The sequence below is a fragment of the Franconibacter pulveris genome (assembly GCF_056780215.1).
On sequence record NZ_CM165555.1, the window covers coordinates 1,093,797 to 1,118,455 of the forward strand.

Consider the following 24,659-nt stretch of genomic DNA (forward strand, 5'->3'; position numbering starts at 1 on the left):
TTTTTTACGCCACCGAAAACTCGCGCGCAAGCCGGCTGAAGCCCAGCCCGTTCACCTTTTTCACTTTGATCTGCACCGGGATGCGCTCTTTCATCGCCTCGACGTGGCTTATCACGCCAATGGTTTTGCCGCTGGCGTTCAGCGCGTCGAGGGCGTCCAGCGCGGTATCGAGCGTTTCGGCGTCCAGCGTGCCGAACCCTTCGTCAAGGAACAGCGAATCGATGCGCGTTTTATGGCTCACCAGATCCGAGAGCGCCAGCGCCAGCGCGAGGCTCACGAGGAAGCTTTCGCCGCCGGAAAGCGTGCGGGTGTCGCGCACCGCGTCGGCCTGCCAGGTATCGATCACCTCCAGCTCCAGCTCCTCGCTAAGCTTGCGCTTGAGCAAATAGCGTCCGTGCAGGCGCGTGAGCTGGTTGTTGGCGAGCCAGACCAGGTTATCGAGCGTCAGCCCCTGAGCAAACTTGCGGAATTTGTCCCCTTTTTGCGAGCCAATCAGCAAATTGAGATGTCCCCACTCCGCCAGCGTGCGCGTCGCCTGTGCAATCTCCTGCATCAGCGTCTGCAACTGCGTGCGGTTATGCTCATCCTGGCGCAGCTGCTGGCGGAGTTCGCCCTGGCGGCTGGCGTTGTCGCGAAGCATGCCGGCGACTGAGGCCAGCGCCTGCTGCAATGCTTCGCTGCTTTCTTGCTCGCTTAATTCTGCCGGGCGTTGCGTAAGGTGCTGCGCCAGCTGGGCCTGCGCTTGCTCCAGCAGGGTTTGTTGTTGATGCAGTTGCCGCTCCAGCCGCGCTTTCACCCCTTCCAGCTCGCGAAGCGTCGCCTCGTCCAGCAGGGCGGCGGAAAAGGCGGCCTGTTCGCTGAAGGGGCTGGCCGCCAGCGCCGTCTCAAAATCAACACGGGCCTGCTGACAGCGCGCCTGCTCCTGGCGCATCTGTTGATGCAGCGCCTGGCTACGCGCCTCAAGCGAAAGGCAAAGCGTGTGGCTCTGCTGGCCTTCGCTAAGCGCCGCCTGCCGCTGCGAATCCGGCAGCGGCGGCGCCTCCTGCTCCTGCGGCAGGGCGGCCAGCAGCGTTTCATAGTGCGCGCGTTTTTCGCGCAGCTGCGTCTGCTGCTCCTGCTGCTGCTGCCAGGTCTTCGCTTCCGCTTCGCGTTCGCTGAACCAGCGCGCCTCGTCGCCCGGCTGCGGCGGCGTTAGCGCCAGCTCGCTGAGCTGTCGATGCAGGCTTTCCTGCTGCGCCTGGCAGGCGGCTTCAAGCTGCGTGAGCTGCTGCTGCGTTTGCTGACGCTGGTTTTCCAGCAACTGATGCTGCTGGAGGCGATGAAGCTGCTGTTCATGCTGCGCCTGTTCCTCCAGCCAGGGGGTGATATCGTCCTGCGGCAGGAAGGCTATCTCCAGCGCCGCGCAAAGAGCATGCCACTGCGATGTGAGCGCTTGCTCCTCTTGTGCAATGCTTGCCGCTTCGCTTTCCAGTTGCTGCTTTTGCTTCAACTGGCTCTCTTGCTGGCCGCGAAGGGTGGCGCCTTCTTTAACCAACTCATCTTTTTCCTGCTCAAGCACCGCCAGCCGCTGTTTATTGAGATCGGGCTTCAGCGCCTGGTAGTGCTCCACGGCCGGGTGTTCCGTCGCGCCGCAGAGCGGGCAGGGGCTGCCGGGCTGCAGGCGGTTGCGCTCTTCCACAAGGCTTGCGATGGCGCTCTCCAGCTCGCAGACTTTTTTCGCCTGCGCCACCTCTTCCTGTTTGGCTTTGTAGCGCTGGCGCTTATCGGCAAGCTGCGCTTCCAGCTGTTGTAGCTCCTGCTCAAGCGCGGCCTGCCTTTGCGCCTGGCGGGCTTTGCGCTGCGCCAGCGGGGCGAACTGGGCGTGCAGGACGGAGAGTTTTTCCCGCGTGGCGCGCAGGCGGGTGCTGGCGGCGAGCTGTTCGGCAATCTCATCGGGGGATAACGTCAGGCTGACCGGAGCCAGCGCCGCGCGTTTTTGCTCAATCGCCGAGAGGCTTTCGCGCAGCGTTTGCGCCTGCTGCTGGTCGCGCTTTTGCTGGCTGAAGGCGGCCCGCCAGCCCGCCAGCTCGCTGCTCCACTGGCGAAAGCGTTCATGTTCAGTAAGCCATGCGGCAAGCTGGCGCAGCCCGTCATCGCAGCGCGCAAGCTCGTCGGCGGCCACCTGACGGATTTGCTGACGTCGGGTTCGGGCAGTTTGTAAGCGAACGCTTACTTCTTCGTACTGCCGTTGGGTTTCGGCGTGCGCCGCTTCCTGTTCCTGCAAGCGTTGCCAGTAAGGCCGCAGTTTTTCCGCGGGCAAAGCGGCTTCAAGCTTTGCAAGATCCGGCGCGGCGGCCTGTAACGCGCGCGCGGCGTTTTCCACACCGCTGCGGGCCGCCGCCTGCGCCTGCTCAAGCTTCGCGGCGTGCGTGAGCCATTCGTACTGGCGCTGCGTCTGCTGCTGGCGCGACAGTAGCGCATTTTCTTCATTAGTAAGCGCCTGCAAACCTGAGCGCAGCTGCTGCTGCTCTTCATCGCTCAGCAATTTCACTCCCTGGGCTTGCGCTTCCCGTTTTTCCAGCTCCGCTTTTGCGAGCTTATGCTGTTCAAACACGCGGGCGGAAACCTGACCGTAAATCTCGGTGCCGGTCAGCTCTTCCAGCAGTTCGGCGCGGTCTTTGGCGTCGGCATTCAGAAAGGCGGCGAACTGCCCCTGGGAGAGCATCATCGAGCGGGTGAAACGGTCATAGTCGAGGCCAGTCAGGGCGGCGATGCGATCGAGCTTGTCTTTAACTTTGTCGGCGAGGATTTTGCCCGAATCGCAGCGCGCCAGCTCCACGCGCGGCGCCTGAAGCTTGCCGTCCGGCTGGTTGCGGGCGCGGTACTGGCTCCAGAAAGCGCGGTAGGCCACCCCTTTTACTTCAAACTCCACCTCCGCCAGGCACTCGGCGGTATCGCGGGTCATCAGGTCGTTTTGCGTCTGCGAGATAGTGTTCAGGCGCGGCGTCTGGTGATAAAGCGCAAGGCAAATGGCGTCGAGCAGCGTGGTTTTCCCCGCGCCGGTCGGGCCGGTGATGGCGAACAGGCCGTTGCTGGCGAAGGGTTCGGCGGTAAAGTCGATTTTCCATTCGCCCTTAAGCGAGTTGAGGTTTTTTAACCGCAGGCTGAGAATTTTCACGCCTCTTCCTCCTGATGCAGACTTTCCAGCGTTTGCGCGAAGAGGGTGCGCAGCCGTCGCGCCTCCTCTTCTTCCAGCTGTTCCTGCTGCAAACGGCGCTCGAAAACTTCCTCAACGCCCAGCTCGCTCAGCGTTTCGGTTTGCAGCGTGCCGAGGTTTTTCTCGCGCAGCTCGCGGCTGCGGCGCAGCAGCACCACTTCCACCGGCAGGTCTTCGGTGAGCTGGGTTATCTGGCGCTGCATGTCGTGCAGGAACTGTTCGGTAGCGATTTCAATATCAAGCCACACTTTCGGCCCGGCGGGCGCGTCGCGCCACTGGGTCAGCGCCTGGGCAATCTCCTCGAGCGTGCCTTTTACCACCGCGAGCGGCTGGCTTACCGGCACCGGCAGCGCGGTCACGTCACGCAGCTTGCCCTCCGCGAACTCCACCAGAAAGACGCTTTTTTCTTTACCTGTTTCATCAAAGCTCAGGGCGATGGGCGAGCCGCTGTAGCGAATATGGTCGCTTGCCGCCACTTTCTGGGCGCGGTGAATGTGGCCGAGCGCGATGTAATCCGCCGCCGGGAAGAGGTGAGCGGGAAAAGCGTCCAGCGTGCCGATGTAGATATCGCGCACCGCGTCGCTTTTGGTCACGCCCACCGTGGTGAGGTGGCCGGTGGCGATGATGGGCAGCGCTTGTTCGCCGCGCAGGGCGCAGGCGGCGTTGTAGCACTGTTCGTAATGCTGCGTGATAGCCTCCAGCAGCTGCTGCTGTTTTTCACTGCCGGACTGGCCGCCGCGGCTGCGCAGGATATCGCGCGGGCGCAGAAACGGAATAGGGCAGAGCACCGCGCCGGGCGCGCCGTCGCGACGGTTGAGGACAATCGCCTGGCTTGCCGGATCCTGCTGGGCGCTGGCGATCACGCGGGTGTTAAGGCAGGCGAGCAACTCGCGGGATTCATTTAACGTCGCCACCGAGTCATGGTTTCCCGCCAGCACAATCAGCTGACACTGCGTGGCCTGCAGCTTCACCACGAAGCGGTTATAAAGCTCGCGCGCGTAGCTTGGCGGCGAGCCGGTGTCGAAAATATCCCCCGCCACGATGATGGCGTCTGCCTGATGTTCCACCGCGGCCTCCAGCAGCCAGTCGAGAAAGGCCTGATGCTCGGCGGCGCGGCTTTTGGTATAAAAATTCTGACCAAGATGCCAGTCGGAAGTGTGGAGGATGCGCATAGATTTCCCTGTGGCGAAAAAGCGAGAGGGTGATTATAAACAAGCAGGCGGGCTGGTGTCCTGAACGGCTTGCCGGACGGGTGTCATAAATGCCGCAGAGGGAGTCATCAGACGGTCATCTTTTCATAAATCTGTCATAAATCTGACGCATAATGGCGCCGCATTGGATAATGTTGACTTTATATTACAGGGCTAATTATGGCGAGACGTATTCTGGTCGTAGAAGATGAAGCACCGATTCGTGAAATGGTCTGTTTTGTGCTCGAGCAAAACGGCTTCCAGCCCGTTGAAGCTGAAGATTATGACAGTGCGGTAAACCAGCTCAACGAGCCCTGGCCCGATCTGGTCCTGCTCGACTGGATGCTGCCCGGCGGTTCGGGCATTCAGTTTATCAAGCACCTCAAGCGCGAAGCGATGACCCGCGATATCCCGGTGATGATGCTGACCGCGCGCGGTGAAGAAGAGGACCGCGTACGCGGGCTGGAGACCGGCGCGGACGACTACATCACCAAGCCGTTCTCGCCAAAAGAGCTGGTGGCGCGCATCAAAGCCGTTATGCGCCGCATCTCGCCTATGGCGGTGGAAGAGGTTATCGAGATGCAGGGCCTGAGCCTGGACCCGACCTCTCACCGCGTCATGACCGGCGAAAATCCGCTGGACATGGGGCCGACCGAATTTAAGCTATTACACTTCTTTATGACGCACCCGGAGCGTGTTTACAGCCGCGAGCAGCTGCTGAATCATGTCTGGGGTACCAATGTGTATGTCGAAGATCGTACGGTGGATGTGCATATCCGCCGCCTGCGCAAGGCGCTGGAGCACAGCGGGCATGACAGAATGGTGCAGACGGTGCGCGGTACGGGGTATCGTTTCTCAACCCGTTTTTAACTCATAACCTGGAGTGTGACCGTGCTCGAACGGCTGTCATGGAAAAGGCTGGCTCTGGAGCTGGTGTTGTGTTGTCTCCCGGCGCTGATCCTCGGGGCGTTTTTCGGCCATGTGGCCTGGTTTTTACTGGCGGCGGTGACCGGGCTGCTTATCTGGCATTACTGGAACCTGCTGCGCCTCTCCTGGTGGTTATGGGTCGATCGCAGCATGACGCCGCCGCCGGGAAGAGGAAGTTGGGAGCCGCTGCTGTACGGGCTGCACCAGATGCAGTTGCGCAATAAAAAGCGCCGCCGGGAGCTGGGCAATCTTATCAAGCGCTTTCGCAGCGGCGCCGAGTCGCTGCCCGATGCGGTGATCCTGACCACTGAAGAGGGCACTATCTTCTGGTGCAACGGCCTGGCGCAGCAGCTCCTTAACCTGCGCTGGCCGGACGACAACGGCCAGAATATCCTCAACCTGCTGCGCTACCCGGAGTTCACCCGCTACCTGCGCGAAAAAAACTTCACTCGTCCGCTTAACCTGGTGCTGAACAACGGTCGCCATCTTGAGTTTCGCGTGATGCCCTACAGCGAACAGCAGTGGCTGATGGTGGCACGCGACGTGACGCAGATGCACCAGCTCGAAGGCGCGCGGCGTAACTTCTTCGCTAACGTCAGCCATGAATTGCGCACGCCGTTGACGGTATTGCAGGGCTACCTGGAGATGATGCAGGAGCAGACGCTGGAAGGGCCGCTGCGGGACAAAGCGCTGCATACCATGCGCGAGCAAACGTCCCGTATGGAAGGGCTGGTGAAACAGCTGCTGACGCTGTCAAAAATTGAAGCGTCGCCCACGCTGCAGTTGAATGAAAAAATCGACGTGCCGATGATGCTGCGCGTGGTGGAGCGCGAGGCGGCAACCCTCAGCCAGCAGCGGCATGCGCTGACTTTCGATGTTGACGCCACGCTTAAGGTGCTGGGCAATGAAGAACAACTGCGCAGCGCGATGTCGAACCTGGTCTATAACGCCGTGAACCATACGCCGGAAGGCACGCATATTACCGTGCGCTGGCAGCGTGCGCCGCACGGCGCGCTGTTTAGCGTGGAGGATGACGGGCCGGGCATCGCGGCGGAGCATATTCCGCGTCTGACGGAGCGTTTCTACCGCGTTGATAAGGCTCGGTCGCGCCAGACAGGCGGCAGCGGTCTTGGGCTTGCGATAGTCAAGCACGCCATCAGCCACCACGACGCGCGGCTTGAAATCGACAGCGCGCCCGGCAAAGGCGCCCGTTTTTCCTTTCTGTTGCCCGAAAGGCTGATTGCCAAAGAGAAAGCGCTCGCTGAGTAATTTCCTTCGTACTGTAAACGCCGCTTGCCAAAGGCCAGCCTGACTGGCCTTTTTTCCTTCCATTACGTTTTCTTATACCGCATTTACTCTGTTGATTATTTTTTGTTCGCACGAAAAGGTGGTGCTATTTTTATATCTTAGCGTTTCCCACTGCGTGTAATGACTCATGCAGAATAATGGTCTGGTTTTGCGATCCCGTATTGCCTTCAAACGTTATAAGCGTTTAAATTGCGCCCCTGCCGTTGGCAGACCGACTGAATTTGCGTGGTTAATCGAAAAACAATTCTTCGCCAACGCAATCGGGAAGCATATCCCGCTGTCTTTTGTCTGAAATGGCCGCGTTTCGTCATGCGGCGAACGTAATAATTTCAACGATTTCAACACCACATCCACAGGCAGTAAATCTTATGACCCACAAGTTAACAACGCGCGACATTATCGCTCTGGGCTTTATGACCTTTGCGTTATTCGTTGGCGCGGGCAATATCATTTTCCCTCCCATGGTGGGGTTGCAGGCGGGTGAACACGTCTGGACCGCCGCGCTGGGCTTTTTGATTACCGCAGTGGGCCTGCCGGTGCTGACCGTGGTGGCGCTCGCCCGCGTAGGCGGCGGCATCGACAGCCTCAGCACCCCGATTGGCCGCGGCGCGGGCATTCTGCTCGCCACCGTCGCCTATCTGGCCGTCGGCCCGCTGTTCGCCACGCCGCGCACCGCCACCGTCTCTTTTGAAGTGGGCATCGCCCCGCTGACCGGTGACGGCGCGCTGCCGCTGTTCATCTACAGCCTTATCTACTTCGCGCTGGTCATCCTGGTGTCGCTCTACCCGGGCAAGCTGCTGGATACCGTCGGCAACTTCCTCGCGCCGCTTAAAATTGTGGCGCTGATTGTGCTGGCCGTGGCCGCGATTATCTGGCCGGCGGGCGATATCAGCGTGGCGACCGACGCTTATCAGAAAGCGGCGTTCTCCAACGGCTTTGTGAACGGCTATCTGACCATGGATACGCTGGGCGCGATGGTGTTCGGCATTGTTATCGTCAATGCCGCTCGCTCCCGCGGCGTTAACGAGTCTCGTCTGCTGACGCGTTACACCATCTGGGCGGGCCTGATGGCGGGCATCGGCCTGACGCTGCTCTACCTGGCGCTGTTCCGTCTGGGCTCCGACAGCTCTGCGCTGGTGGAACAGTCTGCTAACGGCGCGGCTATCCTGCACGCTTATGTTCAGCACACCTTCGGCGGGGCGGGCAGCTTCCTGCTGGCGGCGCTGATTTTCATCGCCTGCATGGTGACAGCGGTGGGTCTGACCTGCGCTTGCGCCGAGTTCTTCGCCCAGTATCTGCCGCTCTCTTACCGCACGCTGGTCTTTATTCTGGGCGGCTTCTCCATGGTGGTATCGAACCTGGGCCTGAGCCATTTGATTCAGATCTCCATTCCGGTGCTGACCGCCATTTATCCGCCATGCATCGTGCTGGTGGTGCTGAGCTTCACCCGTCCGTGGTGGCACCGCTCCGCTCGCGTTATCGCCCCGGCGATGCTCATCAGCCTGCTGTTTGGTTTAATTGATGGCGTGAAAGCGTCGGCGTTGAGCGGTATACTCCCCGGCTGGACCGCACACCTGCCGCTGGGCGACCAGAATCTGGCGTGGCTGCTGCCGACCGTCGCGATGGTTATCATCACGGCAGTCTGGGACCGCGCAGCCGGACGGCAGGTCACCTCCGCCGCCCACTAAATCGATGGGTTAATGTTTAACCACGGGGTCCCGCCCCGTGGTTTTTTATTTTGTTAAGTGGTATTGGAACGATGGAAAACAACAAGCTCAAACGCGGGTTGAGCACCAGACATATCCGTTTTATGGCGCTCGGCTCCGCTATCGGCACCGGGCTTTTTTATGGCTCCGCGGACGCCATTAAAATGGCCGGGCCGAGCGTGCTGCTGGCCTATATTATCGGCGGCGTGGCGGCTTACATCATTATGCGCGCGCTTGGCGAAATGTCGGTGCATAACCCGGCGGCCAGCTCCTTCTCTCGCTATGCCCAGGAGAACCTCGGGCCGCTCGCGGGCTATATCACCGGCTGGACCTACTGCTTTGAGATTTTGATTGTCGCCATCGCCGATGTGACCGCCTTCGGCATCTATATGGGCGTCTGGTTCCCCACCGTGCCGCACTGGGTCTGGGTGTTGAGCGTGGTGCTGATTATCTGCGCCATCAACCTGATGAGCGTGAAGGTGTTCGGCGAGATGGAGTTCTGGTTCTCGTTCTTCAAAGTCGCCACCATTATCATCATGATTCTGGCAGGCTTTGGCATCATCATCTGGGGGATCGGCAACGGCGGCCAGCCGACCGGCATTCATAACCTCTGGAGCAACGGCGGCTTCTTCGCCAACGGCTGGGTTGGCACCGTAATGGCGCTGCAGATGGTGATGTTCGCTTACGGCGGCATTGAGATTATCGGCATCACCGCCGGCGAAGCGAAAGACCCGGCGACATCTATCCCGCGCGCCATTAACTCTGTACCGCTGCGTATTCTGGTGTTCTACGTCGGCACGCTGTTTGTGATTATGTCTATCTACCCGTGGAACGAGGTGGGCACCAACGGCAGCCCGTTCGTGCTGACCTTCCAGCATATGGGCATTACCTTTGCGGCGGGCATCCTGAACTTTGTGGTGCTGACCGCTTCGCTTTCCGCTATCAACAGCGACGTGTTCGGCGTAGGCCGCATGCTGCACGGCATGGCGGAACAGGGCAGCGCGCCGAAAGCGTTCGCCAAAACTTCCCGCAACGGTATTCCGTGGGTGACGGTGGTGGTGATGTGCCTGGCGATGCTGCTGGCGGTCTACCTCAATTACGTGATGCCGGAGAATGTCTTCCTGGTTATTGCCTCGCTTGCCACCTTCGCCACCGTCTGGGTGTGGATAATGATCCTGCTGTCGCAGGTGGCGTTCCGCCGTCGTCTGTCGAAAGAAGAGGTTAAGGCGCTGAAGTTCAAAGTGCCGGGCGGCGTGGCGACGACTATCGTCGGTCTGGTGTTCCTCGCCTTTATCATCGCGCTGATAGGCTACCACCCCGACACCCGCATTTCGCTCTATGTGGGCTTCGCCTGGATTGCCTTGCTGCTGGTCGGCTGGGCGTTTAAGCGCCGCCGCGCCGCGCGACTGCCAGCCTGATACCGCTCTCCTCCATCCCCGCCGCCTGGCGGGGATGTTGTTTTGGCTCTACGCTTCGAAAGTTGGCTCCGCCTCCCGTCTCCTCCGGCAAAATCACGGCCAGTGAGGAGTGCTTTGCGAAGCGGGTGTGGCATGGTGAGCGCATTTTCTGACACGGGGAGCAGTAGAATGTTGAAAGCCTGGCACCTGCCGGTTGCGCCATTCCTTCAGGAGCGTAAAGCGCGGCTGTATATCACCCTTTGGCTGGCGGGCGACGACCTGCCGGAAAAGGTCATGATGCGTTATGAAAGAGACAACGAAGAGACCGCGGTTGAGATGAAGCGTCAACGCGCTTCTCCTGCGAAAGGGGTGAGCGCCTGGCGTGCGGCCATCGACCTGAGCGAGGGGCAGCCGCGTCGCCGCTACGCTTTTAAGCTGCTCTGGAAAGCGAGGCAGCGCTGGTTTTCGCCGCTGGGCTTTAGCGCTTATCCGCCCGCAAGGCTTGAGATGTTCGCCGTCGACAGGCCGGACGACGGGCCGCACTGGGTGCAGGATCAAATCTTTTACCAAATTTTTCCCGACCGTTTCGCCCGCAGCGAACCGCGCAAGCCTGGTCAGGACAATGTCTATTATTACCACGCGGCAAAACGGGACATCACGCTGCGCGACTGGGATGAACCGGTCACTCAGGAAGAGGGCGGCTCAACCTTCTACGGCGGCGATCTTGACGGCATCAGCGAAAAGCTGCCCTACCTGAAAAAACTCGGCGTCACCGCGCTTTACCTCAACCCCGTCTTCAGCGCGCCGAGCGTGCATAAGTACGATACCCATGATTATCGCCACGTTGACCCGCAGTTTGGCGGCGACGAGGCGTTGCTGCGTCTGCGCAAAAACACCCTTGAAGCGGGCATGAAGCTGATTCTCGACGGCGTCTTCAACCATAGCGGCGAAACGCACCCGTGGTTTGACCGCCACAAAACGCACGCGAAAGGCGCCAGCCATAATCCGCAGTCGCCCTGGCGCGACTGGTATAGCTTCTCGCCGGAGGGCCATGCGCTCGACTGGCTGGGTTTCTCAAGCTTGCCCAAGCTCGACTTCCGCTCCGCAGGGCTGGTGGACGAAATTTATGAAGGCGAGAACAGCATCGTGAAGCACTGGCTGAGCGAGCCGTGGCGCATGGATGGCTGGCGGCTGGACGTGGCGCATATGATTGGCGAAGAGGGCGGGGCGAAAAACAATCTTATCCATGTGGCGGGCATTTCGCAGGCGGCGAAAGCCGTTAATCCGCAAGCCTACATCGTGGGAGAACACTTCGGCGATGCCCGCCAGTGGCTGCAAAACGATGCCGAGGACGCGGCGATGAACTACCGGGGCTTCTCCATTCCGGTGTGGAGCTTCCTGGCGTGCGTAGATAACTCAGATGAGCCGCAGCATCTGGACGCCGCCGACTGCGTCGCCTGGATGAACCAGTACCGCGCCGGGCTTTCTCACCAGCAGCAGTTGCGCATGTTTAATCAGCTCGACAGCCATGACACGCCGCGTTTTAAAACGCGGCTGGGCGAGTATGTCGCACGTCTGCCGCTCGGCGTGGTGTGGCTGTTCGCCTGGCCGGGGGTACCGTGCATTTATTATGGCGACGAAATAGGGCTGGATGGCGGCCACGATCCTTACTGCCGCAAGCCTTTCCCATGGGATAAAAAGCAGCAGGACGGCGAGCTGCTGGCGCTTTATCAGCGCATGGCGACACTGCGCCGCCGCAGCCAGGCCCTGCGCGCCGGAGGGTGTCAGGTGCTTTATGCTGAAGGGGATGTCATCGTCTTTGTCCGCGTTTATCAGCGCGAACGGGTGCTGGTGGCGATAAACCGCGGCGAGGCTTGCGACGTGACGCTTTTTGACGAGCCGCTGCTGGCGGGTTGTGAATGGCAACTGCTGGAAGGGGCGGGGGAAATAGCCGGGCTGTCTTTGCGGCTTTCAGCAAACACGGCGGCGGTGTTGCGCACAGACTACTAGCCTTAGGGGGAAAGCGGTAAAGGAATACCGCTTTTTATTCAGATATGGGAAAGTAGCCGCACTTTCGCCGCAGGGTCTGAAATCAATGGATGAGATTTTTGTTTTTGCCGCACTGCTTGGGCTTTTTTGCGTCGTAGTGGTGCCGACGCTTGCCATCATGGCGCTCAACAAAAGCGGGCGTAACGAGTTTGAGCTTGCTCGCCTGCGCGCGCGGGTTGAGGAGCTGGAAGCGCGGCTTGCCGCCGCGCCGCCTGCCGCCGCAAGCGAAACCGCGCGCCACGCCTCTGTCACCGTCGAAACGGCGGATGCGCCGCAGACTGCGCCGTCGCCTGTTTTAAGCGCTGTACCTGAACCGGCACCCGAACCGGCAGCAGCCAGTGAGGCGGCGTCCCCGGTCTGGTCGCGGGCGGTACGCGTTGTACGGCAAGAGGCGACAGAAAACCTGCGTAAAGCCTTCCCGCGCCGCGGCGCGAACCCACAGGAAGAGGCTTCCGGCCAGGCGATGGGCGGCCTCCTCTCCAGCCTGTTGCGCTGGTTTATGCAGGGCAATCCGCTTGCCAAAATCGGCGTTATTTTGCTCTTCCTCGGCCTCTCTTTTTTGCTGCGCTATGGCGTCGAGCGCGACCTGCTGCCGCTGGAGCTGCGCGTGGCGGGCGCGGGCGTCGCCGCGCTGGCGTTGCTGGCGTTCGGCTGGCGGCTACGTCGCAAGGCGCCGTTGTATGGGTTGATTTTGCAGGGCGGCGCAGTGGGCGCGCTCTATATCACGCTCTTTGGCGCTTTCCGGCTCTGGCAGATGTTGCCGATGCCGCTCGCCTTCGGTCTGATGCTTGTCGTCTGCGCGGCGAGCGTGGCGCTCGCGGTGCTGCAGCGCGCGTTAAGCCTCGCGATGCTGGCAAGCCTTGGCGGTTATCTTGCGCCGCTGCTGCTCTCAAGCGGCGGCGGGAGCCATATCGCGCTCTTCTCGTTCTATCTGCTTTTGTCGCTCGGCATTGCGGCGATAAGCTTCTGGCAGCACTGGCGGGAGCTTAACCTGCTGGGGCTGCTGTTTACATTCGGGGTCGCCGGTCTGTGGGGAATGCGGGCCTGGCAGCCCGGCGACTGGCTGAGTTGCCAGCTCTTCCTGATAGCCAATATTCTGCTTTTCGGCGTGCTGTGCGTGGCGCTGTCGCTGCGCGCGCAAAAACAGCAAAAGATTATCGACGGCGTGTTGCTGTTCGTTCCGCCGCTGGTGGGCTTTGGCATGCAATATGCCATTACGCGCCACTGGACTTATGGCCCCGCCTTTTCGGCGCTCGGCTATGGGCTGGTCTATTTACTGCTTGCAAGAATGGCGCTGCGCCGCTATCCCGATCAGGGCAGAATGCTGGCGCTCGGCGGGCTGGCGCTGGGCGGCGCGTTTGTCACGTTAGCTATCCCGCTCGCGCTGTCGGCGCGCTGGACGGCGATGGCCTGGGCGCTGGAAGGGCTGGGGCTGTTGTGGTTTGGGATGCAGCAGGGGCAGCGGCGCATGAGCTACAGCGGCAGCGCGCTGCTGGCGCTGGCGGCGGCGAGCGGCGTTTACGCCTGGAGCAACGGTCTGGGGGTGTTGAACGCCTCGTTTATCAGCGCCGTGCTGGCGCTCTGCTGGCTGGCGGGCGGCTGGCTGTGGCGAGAGCCGCTACGCATTCTCAGCCGGACGCTGCTTGGCGGCGGCCTGTTTTTCTGGCTGACGGCGCTGCTGCAACTGGCGCGCTGGCCGTTTAACGCACCGGGCGCTGGCGTCGCCTGCATGCTGGCGCTGCTGACGCTCTCCGTCTGGCTATGGCGATTCAGCGCGCTTCGGTTCCGCTGGCCCGATCTTTCACTCGCCGTCTGGCTGCTGTGGCCGGGCATGGCGGCGACGCTTGCCTGTCAATTGCTGCTTAATGGCACGCTGTTGCGGGCGGGCTGGCCGAGCCTCGTCTGGTGTCTGGCGCTCCCTTCGGCGTTATGGCTGCTGAGAAACGACGCCGCCGCGCGCTCCGTCAGGCTTCAACAGGGGCTGCACCTTACGCTCTTCTGGTTAGCGCTGCTGGCGTTCGGCGCGGAGATCTGGCGCTTTACGCAAAGTCTGCCCTGGGGCAGCGAGGAGTGGCGAGCCGGAATCATACTGGCGTTCAGCGCGCTTATCGTGCTGCTGGTGAATCAGGCGATTCGCCGTCAGTGGTGGCCCTTCGCCCGCTGGCCTGCGCTTTACTGCGGGCCTGGTTTATTACCGCTGGCGCCCGGCCTGCTGCTGTTGCTGATAACCGCCAACCTGATGGATGGCGTGATGACGACGTGGCGTTATCTGCCGCTTATCAACCCGCTTGAGCTCGGCGCCGGGTTCGGGCTGCTGGCGCTGGCGGTATGGTGGCGGCTGCTTTCACGCGAGTGGGCCGCGCGGCTGCGCCAGGCGGCCTCATGGACGCCGCTGGTTTTACCGGCGCTGCTTTTCTGGTGGGGCAATGGCGTGGTGTTGCGGACCCTCGCCTGGGCTGACGCCATTCCCTGGCAGATGGAAACGCTCTGGGGGTCAAGGCTGGTGCAGACCACTTTCGCCTTGCTGTGGATGCTGCTCGCGCTGCTGCTAATGGTGCGCGCCACCCGGCGTCGCGCGCGCCAGAGCTGGTTTTGCGGAGCCGGGCTGCTGGGCGTGGTCATCGCGAAACTCATGCTGGTGGACAGCGCGGGCGGCGGCGGACTGGCGCGCGCCGTGGCTTTTATTGGCGTGGCGGTGCTGGTGCTCATTGTCGGCTATTTTTCTCCGCTGCCGCCCAAAGCGGCGCAGCCGGTTTCTGCGGATCAAGGAGATGCGCAATGAAAAGGTTATACGCAGGCGTAATTGGCGCGATGGCGGCGTTTTCCGCCGTCTGCTACGGGCAAAACGCGCCGGAAAGCCCGCAGGATTACCTGCGCGGCGTGGAGCTAAGCGCGCAAGGCGGCTCTCCCTGGTATCAGGTTCCGCTGCCTGAGGCGGTCTATCAACAAAGCGCCTGGGCGGATCTGCGCGATATCCGGGTCTTTAATCAGCAAGGGGCGAGCCTGCCTTTTGCGCTGGAAACCACCGTCCCGCCTGCGCCAGCGCCGCAAACGGCGCCGCTGACGTTGTATAAACTTGAATCGCAGCCTTTACAGCAAAAGGATGAAGAGGGTAACCGCGCCGTGCTGCTAAAAACGCCAGAGGGCGTGGAGATCCGCCTCGCCAGCCAACGCGATGAGACGCTGAGCGGCACCTGGCTTATCCCGCTGGGAGAAGGCGAAGCCGGGAGCGCGCTGAAGCAACTGCGCTTTAGCTGGCCGCGCCAGCGTGAGGGCTGGCAGGCGCGCGTCGATATCTACAGCAGCGAAGGGCTGCGCCACTGGCAGCCGGAGATAAGCGATGCGCCGCTGATGGACCTGACCTCCGGCGATAACCGGCTGTTGCTCGATAAGCTGGACTTTGACGCAGGGCTGGCGCTTTCCGGCGCTAAGTACCTGCTGGTGATTGTAAAAAACGCCAGCGTGCCGCTCGATTTCACCGCCGTCAGCGGAGAATGGCAGACGTCGCACCCGCAACCGGCGCGTATTGCTTTACCGGCGCAAGGCGAAAAAACCGCGGAGGACACGGCGGTCTATCGCTGGGCGCGGCCGCAGCCGCTGGATGCGCTGACGCTGCGCCCGGCGCAGGAGAATGCCGTCATGCCGGTGGAAATTGAGTACCGCAGCGATGAAAAATCGCCGTGGCGACCGCTGGCCCGCACCGTGATTTATCGTCTTCCGGATAGTCCTGCCGTGTCTGTGCCCCTTCAGGGCGAACCGATTGCAGCCGTTCGCGTGAAGGCAATCAACCAGCGCCTGGGTGACTCGCTTGTAGACGTGACCGGCGAGCGCGATGAAAAGACCCTTATCTTTAACGCCCAGGGCAACGGCCCGTTCCTGCTTGCCTGGGGCAACGGCGCGGCGGCGCCCCAGACGCTGGCATTGCAAGCGCTCATACCGGCAAAGGGAAATAATGCGGCGCGTCTGGACGCGCTGCCTTACGCTCAGCCTGGTAAGCAGGTTGAGCTGGGCGGCGAGGCGCGCCTGACGGCGAAAGACCCGGCCGCGCAGCGCAACCAGCTGCAAACCTGGCTTATCTGGGGCGTGCTGGTGGCGGGGGCCGCCGGGCTGTTGCTGCTCGCCTGGCGGCTGTGGCGGGAGGTCAACGCAGGGAAAGCGGCCTGACTCAGAGCGTTTTCTCCTGCGCCATCGCCATCATGCGCGGGTAGAACTGCCAGAACTTTGCTTCAAGCGCATCGTAGTGGGCGTCCAGGTCGTGCCAGGAGTCGCCCAGCGCGGCGAGGCGCGGGCGGCGGATAGCCATTCTGTCGAGCACGCCTGCGATGTAATCCATTTCGCTGTAGCGTTCAAGCCAGCGCTCCGACCACAGAAAGTTATTGAGATTCACAAAGCGGGGCGGGGTAGAGGGCAGCGCCGGAACGATTTGCTCGCGCGAGAGCGCGACAAAATCGCCAAGCGGCAGCGCCGGGGAGAGCGTCTCCCAGTGGCGCGAAAGAAAATGGTCCCACATCACGTCAAGCGTGATGGGCGCCACGCGGCGCGTTTGTGGGCGAAACCACTCTCGCGCCTCGCGCACTTCCGGCAGGTTATCGGTCATCACATCAACGCGACGGTGCATCTGGATGCCCGCCGCCACCTCGTCAGACCACTCGTCATGGGGGTTGCCGCGGACAAAATCCGCCATCAGGTTGCCAAGCAGCGAGCTTTCAGCAAGGTGGGCAAGGTGGAGGTGTGCAAGGAAATTCATAATTCTCTTTTCCGAAATGGGCCATAAAGCGGCTTACTGGTTGCAGGGAAAGCGCCCCGGCACTAGACTAAGCCGCTTGTTTTTTTACGTCTGAGTTTCTTGCCATGCGCGTAGCTGATTTCTCCTTTGAACTGCCTGAATCCCTGATTGCTCATTATCCTCAACCGCAACGCAGCGCCTGCCGTCTGCTCTCGCTGGACGGACCAACGGGGCAGCTCACGCATGGCACTTTCACCGATCTGCTCGATAAGCTCAAGCCTGGCGACCTGCTGGTGTTCAACAACACCCGCGTTATCCCGGCGCGCCTGTATGGCCGTAAAGCCAGCGGCGGCAAAATCGAACTGCTGGTAGAGCGCATGCTGGATGAAACCCGCGTGCTGGCGCACATTCGCGCGTCGAAAGCGCCGAAGCCGGGCGCCGAGCTGCTGCTGGGCGATGATGAAAGCGTACAGGCTACCATGGTGGCGCGCCACGACGCGCTGTTCGAAGTGAAGTTTAACGACGAACGCCCGGTGCTGGATATCCTCAACGCCATCGGCCATATGCCGCTGCCGCCTTATATCGAGCGCCCGGACGAAGAGGCGGACCGCGAACTTTATCAGACCGTCTACAGCCAGAAGCCTGGCGCGGTCGCGGCGCCGACGGCGGGCCTGCATTTTGATGAGCCTTTGCTCGCCGCGCTGCGTGAAAAAGGCATCGAGATGGCGTTTGTGACGCTGCACGTAGGCGCAGGCACCTTCCAGCCGGTGCGCGTGGACAGCATTGAAGATCACATCATGCACTCTGAATACGCCGAAGTGCCGCAGGAGGTGGTGGACGCGGTGCTGGCGGCGAAAGCGCGCGGCAACAACGTGGTGGCCGTGGGCACGACCTCTGTTCGCTCGCTGGAAAGCGCGGCGCAGGCGGCGAAAAACAGCCTTATCGAACCGTTCTTCGGCGACACGCAAATCTTTATCTATCCGGGCTACCAGTGGAAAGTCGTCGATGCGCTGGTCACCAACTTCCACCTGCCGGAATCGACGCTTATCATGCTGGTTTCCGCTTTTGCCGGTTATCAGCACACCATGCGCGCCTATAAAGAGGCGGTAAAAGCGGAATATCGCTTTTTCAGCTACGGCGACGCGATGTTTATCACGCATAATCCGCAGGCCGTAAACGAACGCCCCGGCGAGTAACCTTGCGGGAAAGGCCGATGCGCAGCCGCTTGTCGGGCCAGCGGCGATAAATTTATACAGCATACCGCGCCGCAGAAGCTCTCTGCGGCGCTTGTTTACTCATCAGACTGTTTCTCTGATGCTGGAGGAAATGTGAAGTACGAACTGCAAACTACTGACGGGCGCGCGCGCCGCGGCCGTCTGATTTTCGATCGCGGCGTGGTGGAAACGCCGGCCTTTATGCCCGTTGGCACCTACGGCACCGTAAAAGGGATGACGCCGGAAGAGGTGGAAGCCACCGGCGCGCAGATTATCCTTGGCAACACTTTCCACCTGTGGCTGCGCCCGGGTCAGGAAATTATGAAGCTGCACGGCGACCTGCACGATTTTATGCAGTGGAAAGGCCCTATCCTCACCGACTCCGGCGGCTTCCAGGTCTTCAGCCTGGGCGATATTCGTAAAATCACCGAAGCGGGCGTTCACTTTCGCAACCCGATCAACGGCGACGCTATTTTCCTCGACCCGGAAAAGTCGATGGAGATCCAGTACGATCTCGGCTCCGACATCGTCATGATCTTTGACGAGTGCACGCCTTACCCGGCGGACTGGGATTACGCTAAACGCTCGATGGAGATGTCGCTGCGCTGGGCGAAACGCAGCCGCGACCGTTTTGACTCGCTCGGCAACAAAAACGCGCTGTTCGGCATCATTCAGGGCAGCGTTTACGAAGATTTACGCGATATCTCCGTTAAGGGTCTGGTGGAAATAGGCTTTGATGGCTACGCTGTCGGCGGCCTGGCGGTCGGCGAGCCGAAGGAAGATATGCACCGCATTCTGGAGCATGTCTGCCCGCAGATCCCGGCGGACAAGCCACGATACCTGATGGGCGTGGGCAAACCGGAAGATCTGGTCGAAGGGGTGCGTCGCGGCATCGATATGTTCGACTGCGTCATGCCGACGCGCAATGCCCGCAACGGCCATCTTTTCGTCACCAACGGCGTGGTAAAAATCCGTAACGCGAAGTACAAAAGCGACACGGCGCCGCTTGATGAAGAGTGTGATTGCTATACCTGTCGCAATTATTCACGCGCCTACTTGCATCATCTCGATCGTTGCAACGAAATATTGGGCGCGCGGCTGAATACCATTCATAACCTGCGCTATTACCAGCGCGTAATGGCTGGTTTACGCAAGGCTATTGAAGAGGGTAAATTAGAGCACTTCGTAGCGGACTTCTACCAACGTCAGGGGCGGCCGGTGCCTCCGTTGAACGTTGATTAATTTAATAATGAGGGAATTTTAATGAGCTTTTTTATTTCTGATGCGGTAGCGGCGACTGGTGCTCCGTCGCAGGGCAGCCCGATGTCACTGATCCTGATGCTGGTGGTTTTTGGTCTGATCTTCTATTTCATGATCCTGCGCCCGCAGCAGAAGCGCACCAAAGAGCATAAAAAGCTGATGGACTCCATCGCGAAAGGCGATGAAGTGCTGACCAACGGTGGCCTGGTGGGCCGCGTGACCAAAGTGGCTGAAAACGGCTACATTGCTATCGCGCTGAACGACACCACCGAAGTGGTTATCAAACGTGACTTCGTCGCAGCCGTCCTGCCGAAAGGCACCATGAAGGCGCTGTAATCTTTCGTTTTCCCAAAGGGAACTGCCGTGTTAAACCGTTATCCTTTGTGGAAGTACATCATGCTGGTCGTCGTGATTCTCGTCGGCCTGCTTTACGCACTTCCCAACCTGTATGGTGAGGATCCGGCTGTTCAAATCACTGGCGCGCGCGGCGTCGCCGCCAGTGAGCAAACGCTGATCCAGGTCCAGAACACCTTAAAAGAAGAAAAAATTACCGCCAGGTCTGTGGCACTGGAAGAGGGCGCTATTCTCGCCCGTTTTGACTCCACCGACACGCAGCTGCGCGCCCGCGAAGCGCTGATGGGCGTGCTGGGCGACAACTATGTCGTCGCGCTGAACCTCGCCCCCGCAACCCCTCGCTGGCTGACGGCGCTTAACGCTGAACCGATGAAGCTGGGTCTTGACCTGCGCGGCGGCGTTCACTTCCTGATGGAAGTGGATATGGACACCGCTCTCGGCAAGCTTCAGGAGCAGAATATCGATGGCCTGCGCAGCGACCTGCGCGAAAAAGGCATTGCGTATACTAACGTTCGCAAAGCGGATAACTATGGCGTGACCATCGCGTTTCGCGACGCGTCGGCGCGTGATAACGCAGTGACTTACCTGACAGGTCGCCACCGCGATCTGGTTATCTCCAACCAGGGCGACAACAGCCTGCGCGCGGTGATGACCGACGCTCGTCTGAAAGAAGCCCGTGAATATGCGGTGCAGCAGAACATCAACATCCTGCGTAACCGCGTAAACCAGCTCGGCGTTGCTGAACCGCTGGTGCAGCGCCAGGGCGCAGACCGCATCGTGGTTGAACTGCCGGGTATTCAGGACACCGCGCGCGCCAAAGAGATTCTGGGCGCGACCGCCACGCTTGAGTTCCGTCTGGTAAACACCAACGTTGACCAGGCCGCCGCCGCGTCCGGCCGCGTGCCGGGCGATTCGGAAGTGAAACAGACGCGTGAAGGCCAACCGGTTGTGCTTTATAAGCGCGTTATCCTGACCGGCGACCATATCACCGACTCCACTTCCAGCACCGATGAATATAACCAGCCGCAGGTGAATATTTCGCTGGACAGCGCGGGCGGCAACATCATGTCCAACTTCACCAAGGACAACATCGGCAAGCCGATGGCGACCCTGTTTGTGGAGTACAAGGACAGCGGTAAGAAAGACGCTAATGGCCGCGCGGTGCTGGTGAAGCAGGAAGAGGTTATCAACGTCGCGAATATTCAGTCGCGTCTTGGCAACAGCTTCCGCATCACAGGCATCAATAACCCGAACGAAGCGCGTCAGCTTTCGCTGCTGCTGCGTGCGGGCGCGCTGATTGCGCCGATTCAGATTGTTGAAGAGCGCACCATCGGCCCAACCCTTGGTATGGAAAACATCAAGCAGGGTCTGGAAGCATGCCTCGCCGGTCTTGCTGTCTCCATTATCTTCATGGTCTTCTTCTATAAGAAGTTTGGTCTTATCGCGACCACCGCGCTGATTGCCAACCTGGTGCTGATCGTCGGCATCATGTCGCTGCTGCCGGGGGCGACGCTGACCATGCCGGGTATTGCGGGCATTGTGTTAACCCTTGCGGTGGCGGTGGACGCCAACGTGCTTATCAACGAGCGTATTAAAGAAGAGCTCAAGAACGGGCGTACGGTGCAGCAGGCGATCGATGAAGGTTACCGCGGCGCGTTCAGCTCGATTTTTGATGCGAACGTGACGACGCTCATCAAGGTTATCATCCTGTATGCGGTGGGTACCGGCGCGATTAAAGGCTTCGCCATTACTACCGGCATCGGCGTGGCGACCTCTATGTTTACTGCCATCGTCGGCACCCGTGCCATCGTAAACCTGTTGTACGGCGGCAAACGCATCAACAAGCTGTCTATCTGAGGAGTGCGTTGTGGCACAGGAATATACCGTTGAACAATTGAACCACGGCCGTAAAGTCTATGACTTTATGCGCTGGGACTACTGGGCATTCGCCATCTCTGGTCTGCTGCTCGTCGCTTCCATCATCATCATGGGCGTGCGCGGCTTTAACTGGGGGCTGGATTTCACCGGTGGTACGGTCATTGAAATTTCGCTGGAAAAACCGGCGGATATGGATTTGATGCGTGAAGCGCTGGAGAAAGCGGGCTTTGAAGAGCCGTTGCTGCAGAACTTCGGCAGCAGCCGCGATATTATGGTGCGCATGCCGCCTGCCCAGGGGGAAACCGGAGGCCAGGAGCTCGGCAGCAAAGTGGTGAGCGTCATTAACGACGCCACCAGTCAGAACGCCGCGGTGAAACGTATCGAGTTTGTCGGCCCGAGCGTCGGCGCCGACCTCGCTCAGGCGGGGGCGATGGCCCTGCTGGTGGCGCTGATCTCCATCCTCGTTTACGTCGGCTTTCGCTTCGAGTGGCGTCTGGCGGCGGGTGTGGTTATCGCGCTGGCGCACGACGTGGTGATCACCATGGGCGTGCTGTCGCTCTTCCATATTGAGATTGACCTGACCATCATCGCATCGCTGATGTCGGTCATCGGTTACTCGCTGAACGACAGTATCGTGGTTTCCGACCGTATTCGTGAGAACTTCCGCAAGATCCGCCGCGGAACGCCTTACGAAATCTTTAACGTGTCGCTGACCCAGACGCTGCACAGGACCTTAATCACCTCCGGCACGACGCTTGTGGTGATCCTGATGCTCTACCTCTTCGGCGGTGCGATGCTGCAGGGCTTCTCGCTGACAATGCTTATCGGTGTTTCTATCGGTACCGCGTCGTCTATCTACGTGGCTTCTGCGCTGGCGCTGAAGCTGGGTATGAAGCGTGAACACCTGCTGCAGCAGAAGGTCGAGAAAGAGGGGGCGGACCAGCCCTCAATCCTGCCGTAAGGCCTGGAAACTGAAAAAACCGCGAACCTGTTTCGCGGTTTTTTTTCGTCTGCAAAAAGGCTCCTGACAGGATGCTGTCAGGAGCAGGGGGTTACGCTTGCCTTGTCGCTAATCAACAGAGGAACAACGCAATGAATAACCCAATCAACTGGTTTGAAATTCCTGTAGAAGATTTAAATCGCGCTATCGCCTTTTACGAAAAGCTGTTCGATGCTGCTTTCAGACGCGAAACGATAGCCGGTATCGACATGGCTGTTTTCCCGCACGTTAAGCCTGCAACCGGGGGCGCGCTGGTAAAAATGGCGGGACTTACGCCCGGCGAGCAGGGCACGGTGGTCTATCTGCACACGCCTGACCTTCAGGCGGCGCTTGAGAAAGCGCAGGAGGCGGGCGGTCGTTGCTGTATGCCCCCACAGACGCTGCCGCATGATATCGGCACGATAGCCATGATTATCGACAGCGAAGGCAACCGCGTCGGGTTGCATCAGCCTGCCTGACGGCTGATATACTCGCCAGTCCTGCCTGCATAACGGGCAGGGCTTCAACAAAAGGCGTTCCATGAGCAGACGAGCTGACCGGCTTTTTCAGATAGTGCAGATTTTACGTGGAAAACGACACGTTACCGCGCGGCTGCTGGCCGAGCGGTTAGCGGTTTCAGAGCGTACTATTTATCGCGATATTCAGGACCTTTCGCTTTCCGGCGTGCCGGTACGGGGCGAGGCGGGGAGCGGTTACAGCCTGCTTGCTGGCTTCGACCTGCCGCCGTTAATGCTGACGCCTGGGGAAGTGGAAGCGACGATCGCCGCGCTGAGAATGGTGCAAACCTGGAGCGGGAATGCGATGGCCCAGGCGGCGGAGTCAGCTCATGAAAAGCTGCTTGCCGTGCTCTCACCCGAGCGGCGCCTTATCGCCGAACAAAGCCGCATTCTGGCCCCGGATTTTGATCGCTATCCCCAGGTCCGCCGCTGGTTTGACGTCTGCCATGAAGCTATTAATAACCTTCAGGTTTTACATATCCGCTATCAGGACGAGCAGGGGAGAGCGACGCAGCGAAATATATATCCGCTCGGCTTGTCTTTCTGGGGCGAGCATTGGGTCATGGTGAGCTGGTGCGAAACCCGTGAGGATTACCGCTGCTTTCGGCTTGATCGCTGCAGTGACATAAGCCTTGCGGGCAGGGCGTTTTCGCCACGCGCGGATTTATCGCTACAGGACTTTTTACGACGGCAAAAGCGGGAAAAGCGGGAAAAGCGGGAAAAGCGGGAATAAAAAGCCAGCCGCTGGATAACGGCTGGCTTTGGCAAATCAGAAGTTGTAACCGACCACCAGGTAACCACCCCAGCCGGTAGTACGGGTGTTGTAGCGGGTAAAGGCCAGTTCAGCGTCATCATTCCACTGACCGCCGTTGTGCCAGTAACGCGCCACTACGGAGTAGTGCCAGTGGTCATAGTTCAGCGCCAGGATATGGCTGGAGGCGATGGAGTCGTTAGTGCGCGACTTCACGCCGTTCAGGGCATAGCCGGATTCATCGCCGAGGTCTGAACCCCAGTCAAAGTTGGTAAAGCCGATATAGCTCAGGTTGCCGCCCCACAGCTGGGTGATCGGTACAAAGTATTTCACTTTGAAACGGTAACCGTCCCATTCGTTCTGGTTTGCCGCCCCGTAGTTCTGCCACTGGTATTTAGCGTACACGTTCAGAGAGAGGCTCATCGGCAGGCCCGTGTCGATATCGGTACCCAGACCCATATACCAGGTGCTCTGGCGGCCCGACTCGTTGCGACCCATGTCATAGATATAGTTGTTCGCGAAATACCACTCTTTAAACGGACCGAACGCCAGGCTGGTGCCGGTCAGCTTGTCGATAGAAAAACGCGGTTCGATTTCCATAAACAGCGGGGAGCCATGGTTCCAGATACCTTTGGCGTCGGTGTTGCCGCCGAAGAACACCGGGGCGTCCAGGTAACCATAGAAATCAAACCAGTCTTTCTTAGCGAAGGCTTCGTATTCCAGATAGGTATCGTTGCGGATAGTCGGTCCGAAGCGGGTGTGATAGCTGCCTACGACGTTAACGCTCTGGTGCCACCAGTCAGAAACGAACTCGCTGTTGCTGGTATCAGCAGCGTTTGCAGCGAAAGAAGCGGAAAGCGCCAGCGCAGCACCGGCAGCCAGAATAATTTTTTTCATAATTATGCCACTGTTTTAAGGAAATCCCGTAAGCGGGAAGAGTAAAACGCACCCGGTAATTCGCGAACAACCGTTACCGTCTGGATGAGGCCCCTATTATAGAAATCCTCGCTCACAAAAATATGTGTTGTTTCACATTCTTCTCATGTACGTAATCGATTGCGTTCACGTTTGCGTACATTGAACGTCGCGATTCTAACGGCTTTGGTTTTTCAAGCCAAACAAAACGGCATCAAAGGGTGACAGTTGAATGAAATTTGCGCGAAAAAGGCAAGGCGGGGGATAAGCTTTCTGTGCTGTGCTTTGTAA

18 protein-coding genes are annotated in these 24,659 nt (G+C 59.8%); 14 read left to right on the forward strand and 4 right to left on the reverse strand.

Annotation, left to right across the window (positions count from 1 at the left end; all coding sequences use genetic code 11):
• Positions 1-4 precede the first annotated feature (4 nt).
• Positions 5-3,157, reverse strand: a complete 3,153-nt coding sequence (sbcC, locus tag ACU4F7_RS05230; protein WP_481638182.1) for an exonuclease subunit SbcC — start codon at positions 3,155-3,157, stop codon at positions 5-7.
• Entirely contained in the window at positions 3,154-4,368 is a 1,215-nt protein-coding gene (sbcD, locus tag ACU4F7_RS05235) for an exonuclease subunit SbcD (RefSeq protein WP_029592060.1), read from the reverse strand. The genes sbcC and sbcD overlap by 4 nt, the downstream gene beginning before the upstream one ends.
• 198 nt (positions 4,369-4,566) lie before the next feature.
• Between sbcD and phoB the strand changes: the two genes are divergently transcribed.
• From phoB to ACU4F7_RS05270, 7 genes are all read left to right on the forward strand, one after another.
• Positions 4,567-5,256, forward strand: coding sequence for a phosphate response regulator transcription factor PhoB (gene phoB / locus ACU4F7_RS05240; protein ID WP_024553010.1), 690 nt, complete (start codon positions 4,567-4,569; stop codon positions 5,254-5,256).
• Positions 5,257-5,277: 21 nt separating this feature from the next.
• Positions 5,278-6,582 carry a phosphate regulon sensor histidine kinase PhoR gene (phoR, locus tag ACU4F7_RS05245; protein ID WP_481638183.1) on the forward strand — a complete coding sequence of 435 codons (1,305 nt, stop codon included), beginning with the start codon at positions 5,278-5,280 and terminating at the stop codon, positions 6,580-6,582.
• Between the two features lie 407 nt (positions 6,583-6,989).
• Positions 6,990-8,309, forward strand: coding sequence for a branched-chain amino acid transporter carrier protein BrnQ (gene brnQ, locus ACU4F7_RS05250; protein ID WP_024559371.1), 1,320 nt, complete (start codon positions 6,990-6,992; stop codon positions 8,307-8,309).
• 71 nt (positions 8,310-8,380) lie between these two features.
• Positions 8,381-9,745 carry a proline-specific permease ProY gene (gene proY / locus ACU4F7_RS05255; protein WP_481638184.1) on the forward strand — a complete coding sequence of 455 codons (1,365 nt, stop codon included), beginning with the start codon at positions 8,381-8,383 and terminating at the stop codon, positions 9,743-9,745.
• A gap of 168 nt (positions 9,746-9,913) precedes the next feature.
• On the forward strand, positions 9,914-11,734 hold the full coding sequence (gene malZ, locus ACU4F7_RS05260) for a maltodextrin glucosidase (RefSeq protein WP_481638185.1): 1,821 nt from the start codon (positions 9,914-9,916) through the stop codon (positions 11,732-11,734).
• Between the two features lie 85 nt (positions 11,735-11,819).
• A complete protein-coding gene (locus tag ACU4F7_RS05265; protein ID WP_481638186.1) occupies positions 11,820-14,555 on the forward strand; it encodes a DUF2339 domain-containing protein in 2,736 nt (911 codons plus the stop codon).
• Positions 14,552-15,937: a DUF3999 family protein gene (locus tag ACU4F7_RS05270; protein ID WP_481638187.1), complete on the forward strand. Its 1,386-nt coding sequence runs from the start codon at positions 14,552-14,554 to the stop codon at positions 15,935-15,937. The genes ACU4F7_RS05265 and ACU4F7_RS05270 overlap by 4 nt, the downstream gene beginning before the upstream one ends.
• Before the next feature lies 1 nt (position 15,938).
• On the opposite strand, the gene acpH is transcribed toward ACU4F7_RS05270, so the two are convergent.
• On the reverse strand, positions 15,939-16,520 hold the full coding sequence (gene acpH / locus ACU4F7_RS05275; protein WP_481638188.1) for an ACP phosphodiesterase: 582 nt from the start codon (positions 16,518-16,520) through the stop codon (positions 15,939-15,941).
• A 104-nt stretch (positions 16,521-16,624) separates the two neighbouring features.
• Here acpH and queA point away from each other — a divergent pair, with 104 nt between their 5' ends.
• The 7 genes from queA (at position 16,625) to ACU4F7_RS05310 (ending at position 23,435) form a co-directional block, all read left to right on the forward strand.
• Complete coding sequence (gene queA, locus ACU4F7_RS05280) at positions 16,625-17,695, forward strand: tRNA preQ1(34) S-adenosylmethionine ribosyltransferase-isomerase QueA (protein ID WP_029592066.1); 1,071 nt, start codon at positions 16,625-16,627, stop codon at positions 17,693-17,695.
• Positions 17,696-17,827: 132 nt separating this feature from the next.
• Entirely contained in the window at positions 17,828-18,955 is a 1,128-nt protein-coding gene (gene tgt / locus ACU4F7_RS05285; RefSeq protein WP_481638189.1) for a tRNA guanosine(34) transglycosylase Tgt, read from the forward strand.
• A 21-nt stretch (positions 18,956-18,976) separates the two neighbouring features.
• Complete coding sequence (yajC, locus tag ACU4F7_RS05290) at positions 18,977-19,309, forward strand: preprotein translocase subunit YajC (protein WP_024557466.1); 333 nt, start codon at positions 18,977-18,979, stop codon at positions 19,307-19,309.
• Between the two features lie 27 nt (positions 19,310-19,336).
• The gene (gene secD / locus ACU4F7_RS05295) at positions 19,337-21,184 is read left to right on the forward strand and encodes a protein translocase subunit SecD (RefSeq protein WP_071788474.1); all 1,848 of its coding nucleotides are present in this window, start codon (positions 19,337-19,339) and stop codon (positions 21,182-21,184) included.
• A gap of 10 nt (positions 21,185-21,194) precedes the next feature.
• Complete coding sequence (secF, locus tag ACU4F7_RS05300) at positions 21,195-22,166, forward strand: protein translocase subunit SecF (RefSeq protein WP_024557464.1); 972 nt, start codon at positions 21,195-21,197, stop codon at positions 22,164-22,166.
• A 131-nt stretch (positions 22,167-22,297) separates the two neighbouring features.
• Positions 22,298-22,663: a VOC family protein gene (locus ACU4F7_RS05305; RefSeq protein ID WP_481638190.1), complete on the forward strand. Its 366-nt coding sequence runs from the start codon at positions 22,298-22,300 to the stop codon at positions 22,661-22,663.
• Between the two features lie 61 nt (positions 22,664-22,724).
• Entirely contained in the window at positions 22,725-23,435 is a 711-nt protein-coding gene (locus ACU4F7_RS05310) for a helix-turn-helix transcriptional regulator (protein WP_481638191.1), read from the forward strand.
• 36 nt (positions 23,436-23,471) lie between these two features.
• Here ACU4F7_RS05310 and ACU4F7_RS05315 read toward each other — a convergent pair whose 3' ends face one another.
• Positions 23,472-24,350, reverse strand: coding sequence for a nucleoside-specific channel-forming protein Tsx (locus tag ACU4F7_RS05315; protein WP_024557461.1), 879 nt, complete (start codon positions 24,348-24,350; stop codon positions 23,472-23,474).
• Between the last annotated feature and the right edge of the window lie 309 nt (positions 24,351-24,659).

Excerpts from the sequence above, each read along its gene's own strand:
- queA (WP_029592066.1), top strand. The coding sequence starts at position 16,625 with ATGCGCGTAGCTGATTTCTCCTTTGAACTGCCTGAATCCCTGATTGCT.
- acpH (WP_481638188.1), bottom strand. The coding sequence starts at position 16,520 with ATGAATTTCCTTGCACACCTCCACCTTGCCCACCTTGCTGAAAGCTCG.
- yajC (WP_024557466.1), top strand. The coding sequence starts at position 18,977 with ATGAGCTTTTTTATTTCTGATGCGGTAGCGGCGACTGGTGCTCCGTCG.
- malZ (WP_481638185.1), top strand. The coding sequence starts at position 9,914 with ATGTTGAAAGCCTGGCACCTGCCGGTTGCGCCATTCCTTCAGGAGCGT.
- ACU4F7_RS05265 (WP_481638186.1), top strand. The coding sequence starts at position 11,820 with ATGGATGAGATTTTTGTTTTTGCCGCACTGCTTGGGCTTTTTTGCGTC.
- ACU4F7_RS05315 (WP_024557461.1), bottom strand. The coding sequence starts at position 24,350 with ATGAAAAAAATTATTCTGGCTGCCGGTGCTGCGCTGGCGCTTTCCGCT.
- brnQ (WP_024559371.1), top strand. The coding sequence starts at position 6,990 with ATGACCCACAAGTTAACAACGCGCGACATTATCGCTCTGGGCTTTATG.
- ACU4F7_RS05305 (WP_481638190.1), top strand. The coding sequence starts at position 22,298 with ATGAATAACCCAATCAACTGGTTTGAAATTCCTGTAGAAGATTTAAAT.
- sbcD (WP_029592060.1), bottom strand. The coding sequence starts at position 4,368 with ATGCGCATCCTCCACACTTCCGACTGGCATCTTGGTCAGAATTTTTAT.
- ACU4F7_RS05310 (WP_481638191.1), top strand. The coding sequence starts at position 22,725 with ATGAGCAGACGAGCTGACCGGCTTTTTCAGATAGTGCAGATTTTACGT.
- proY (WP_481638184.1), top strand. The coding sequence starts at position 8,381 with ATGGAAAACAACAAGCTCAAACGCGGGTTGAGCACCAGACATATCCGT.
- phoB (WP_024553010.1), top strand. The coding sequence starts at position 4,567 with ATGGCGAGACGTATTCTGGTCGTAGAAGATGAAGCACCGATTCGTGAA.
- ACU4F7_RS05270 (WP_481638187.1), top strand. The coding sequence starts at position 14,552 with ATGAAAAGGTTATACGCAGGCGTAATTGGCGCGATGGCGGCGTTTTCC.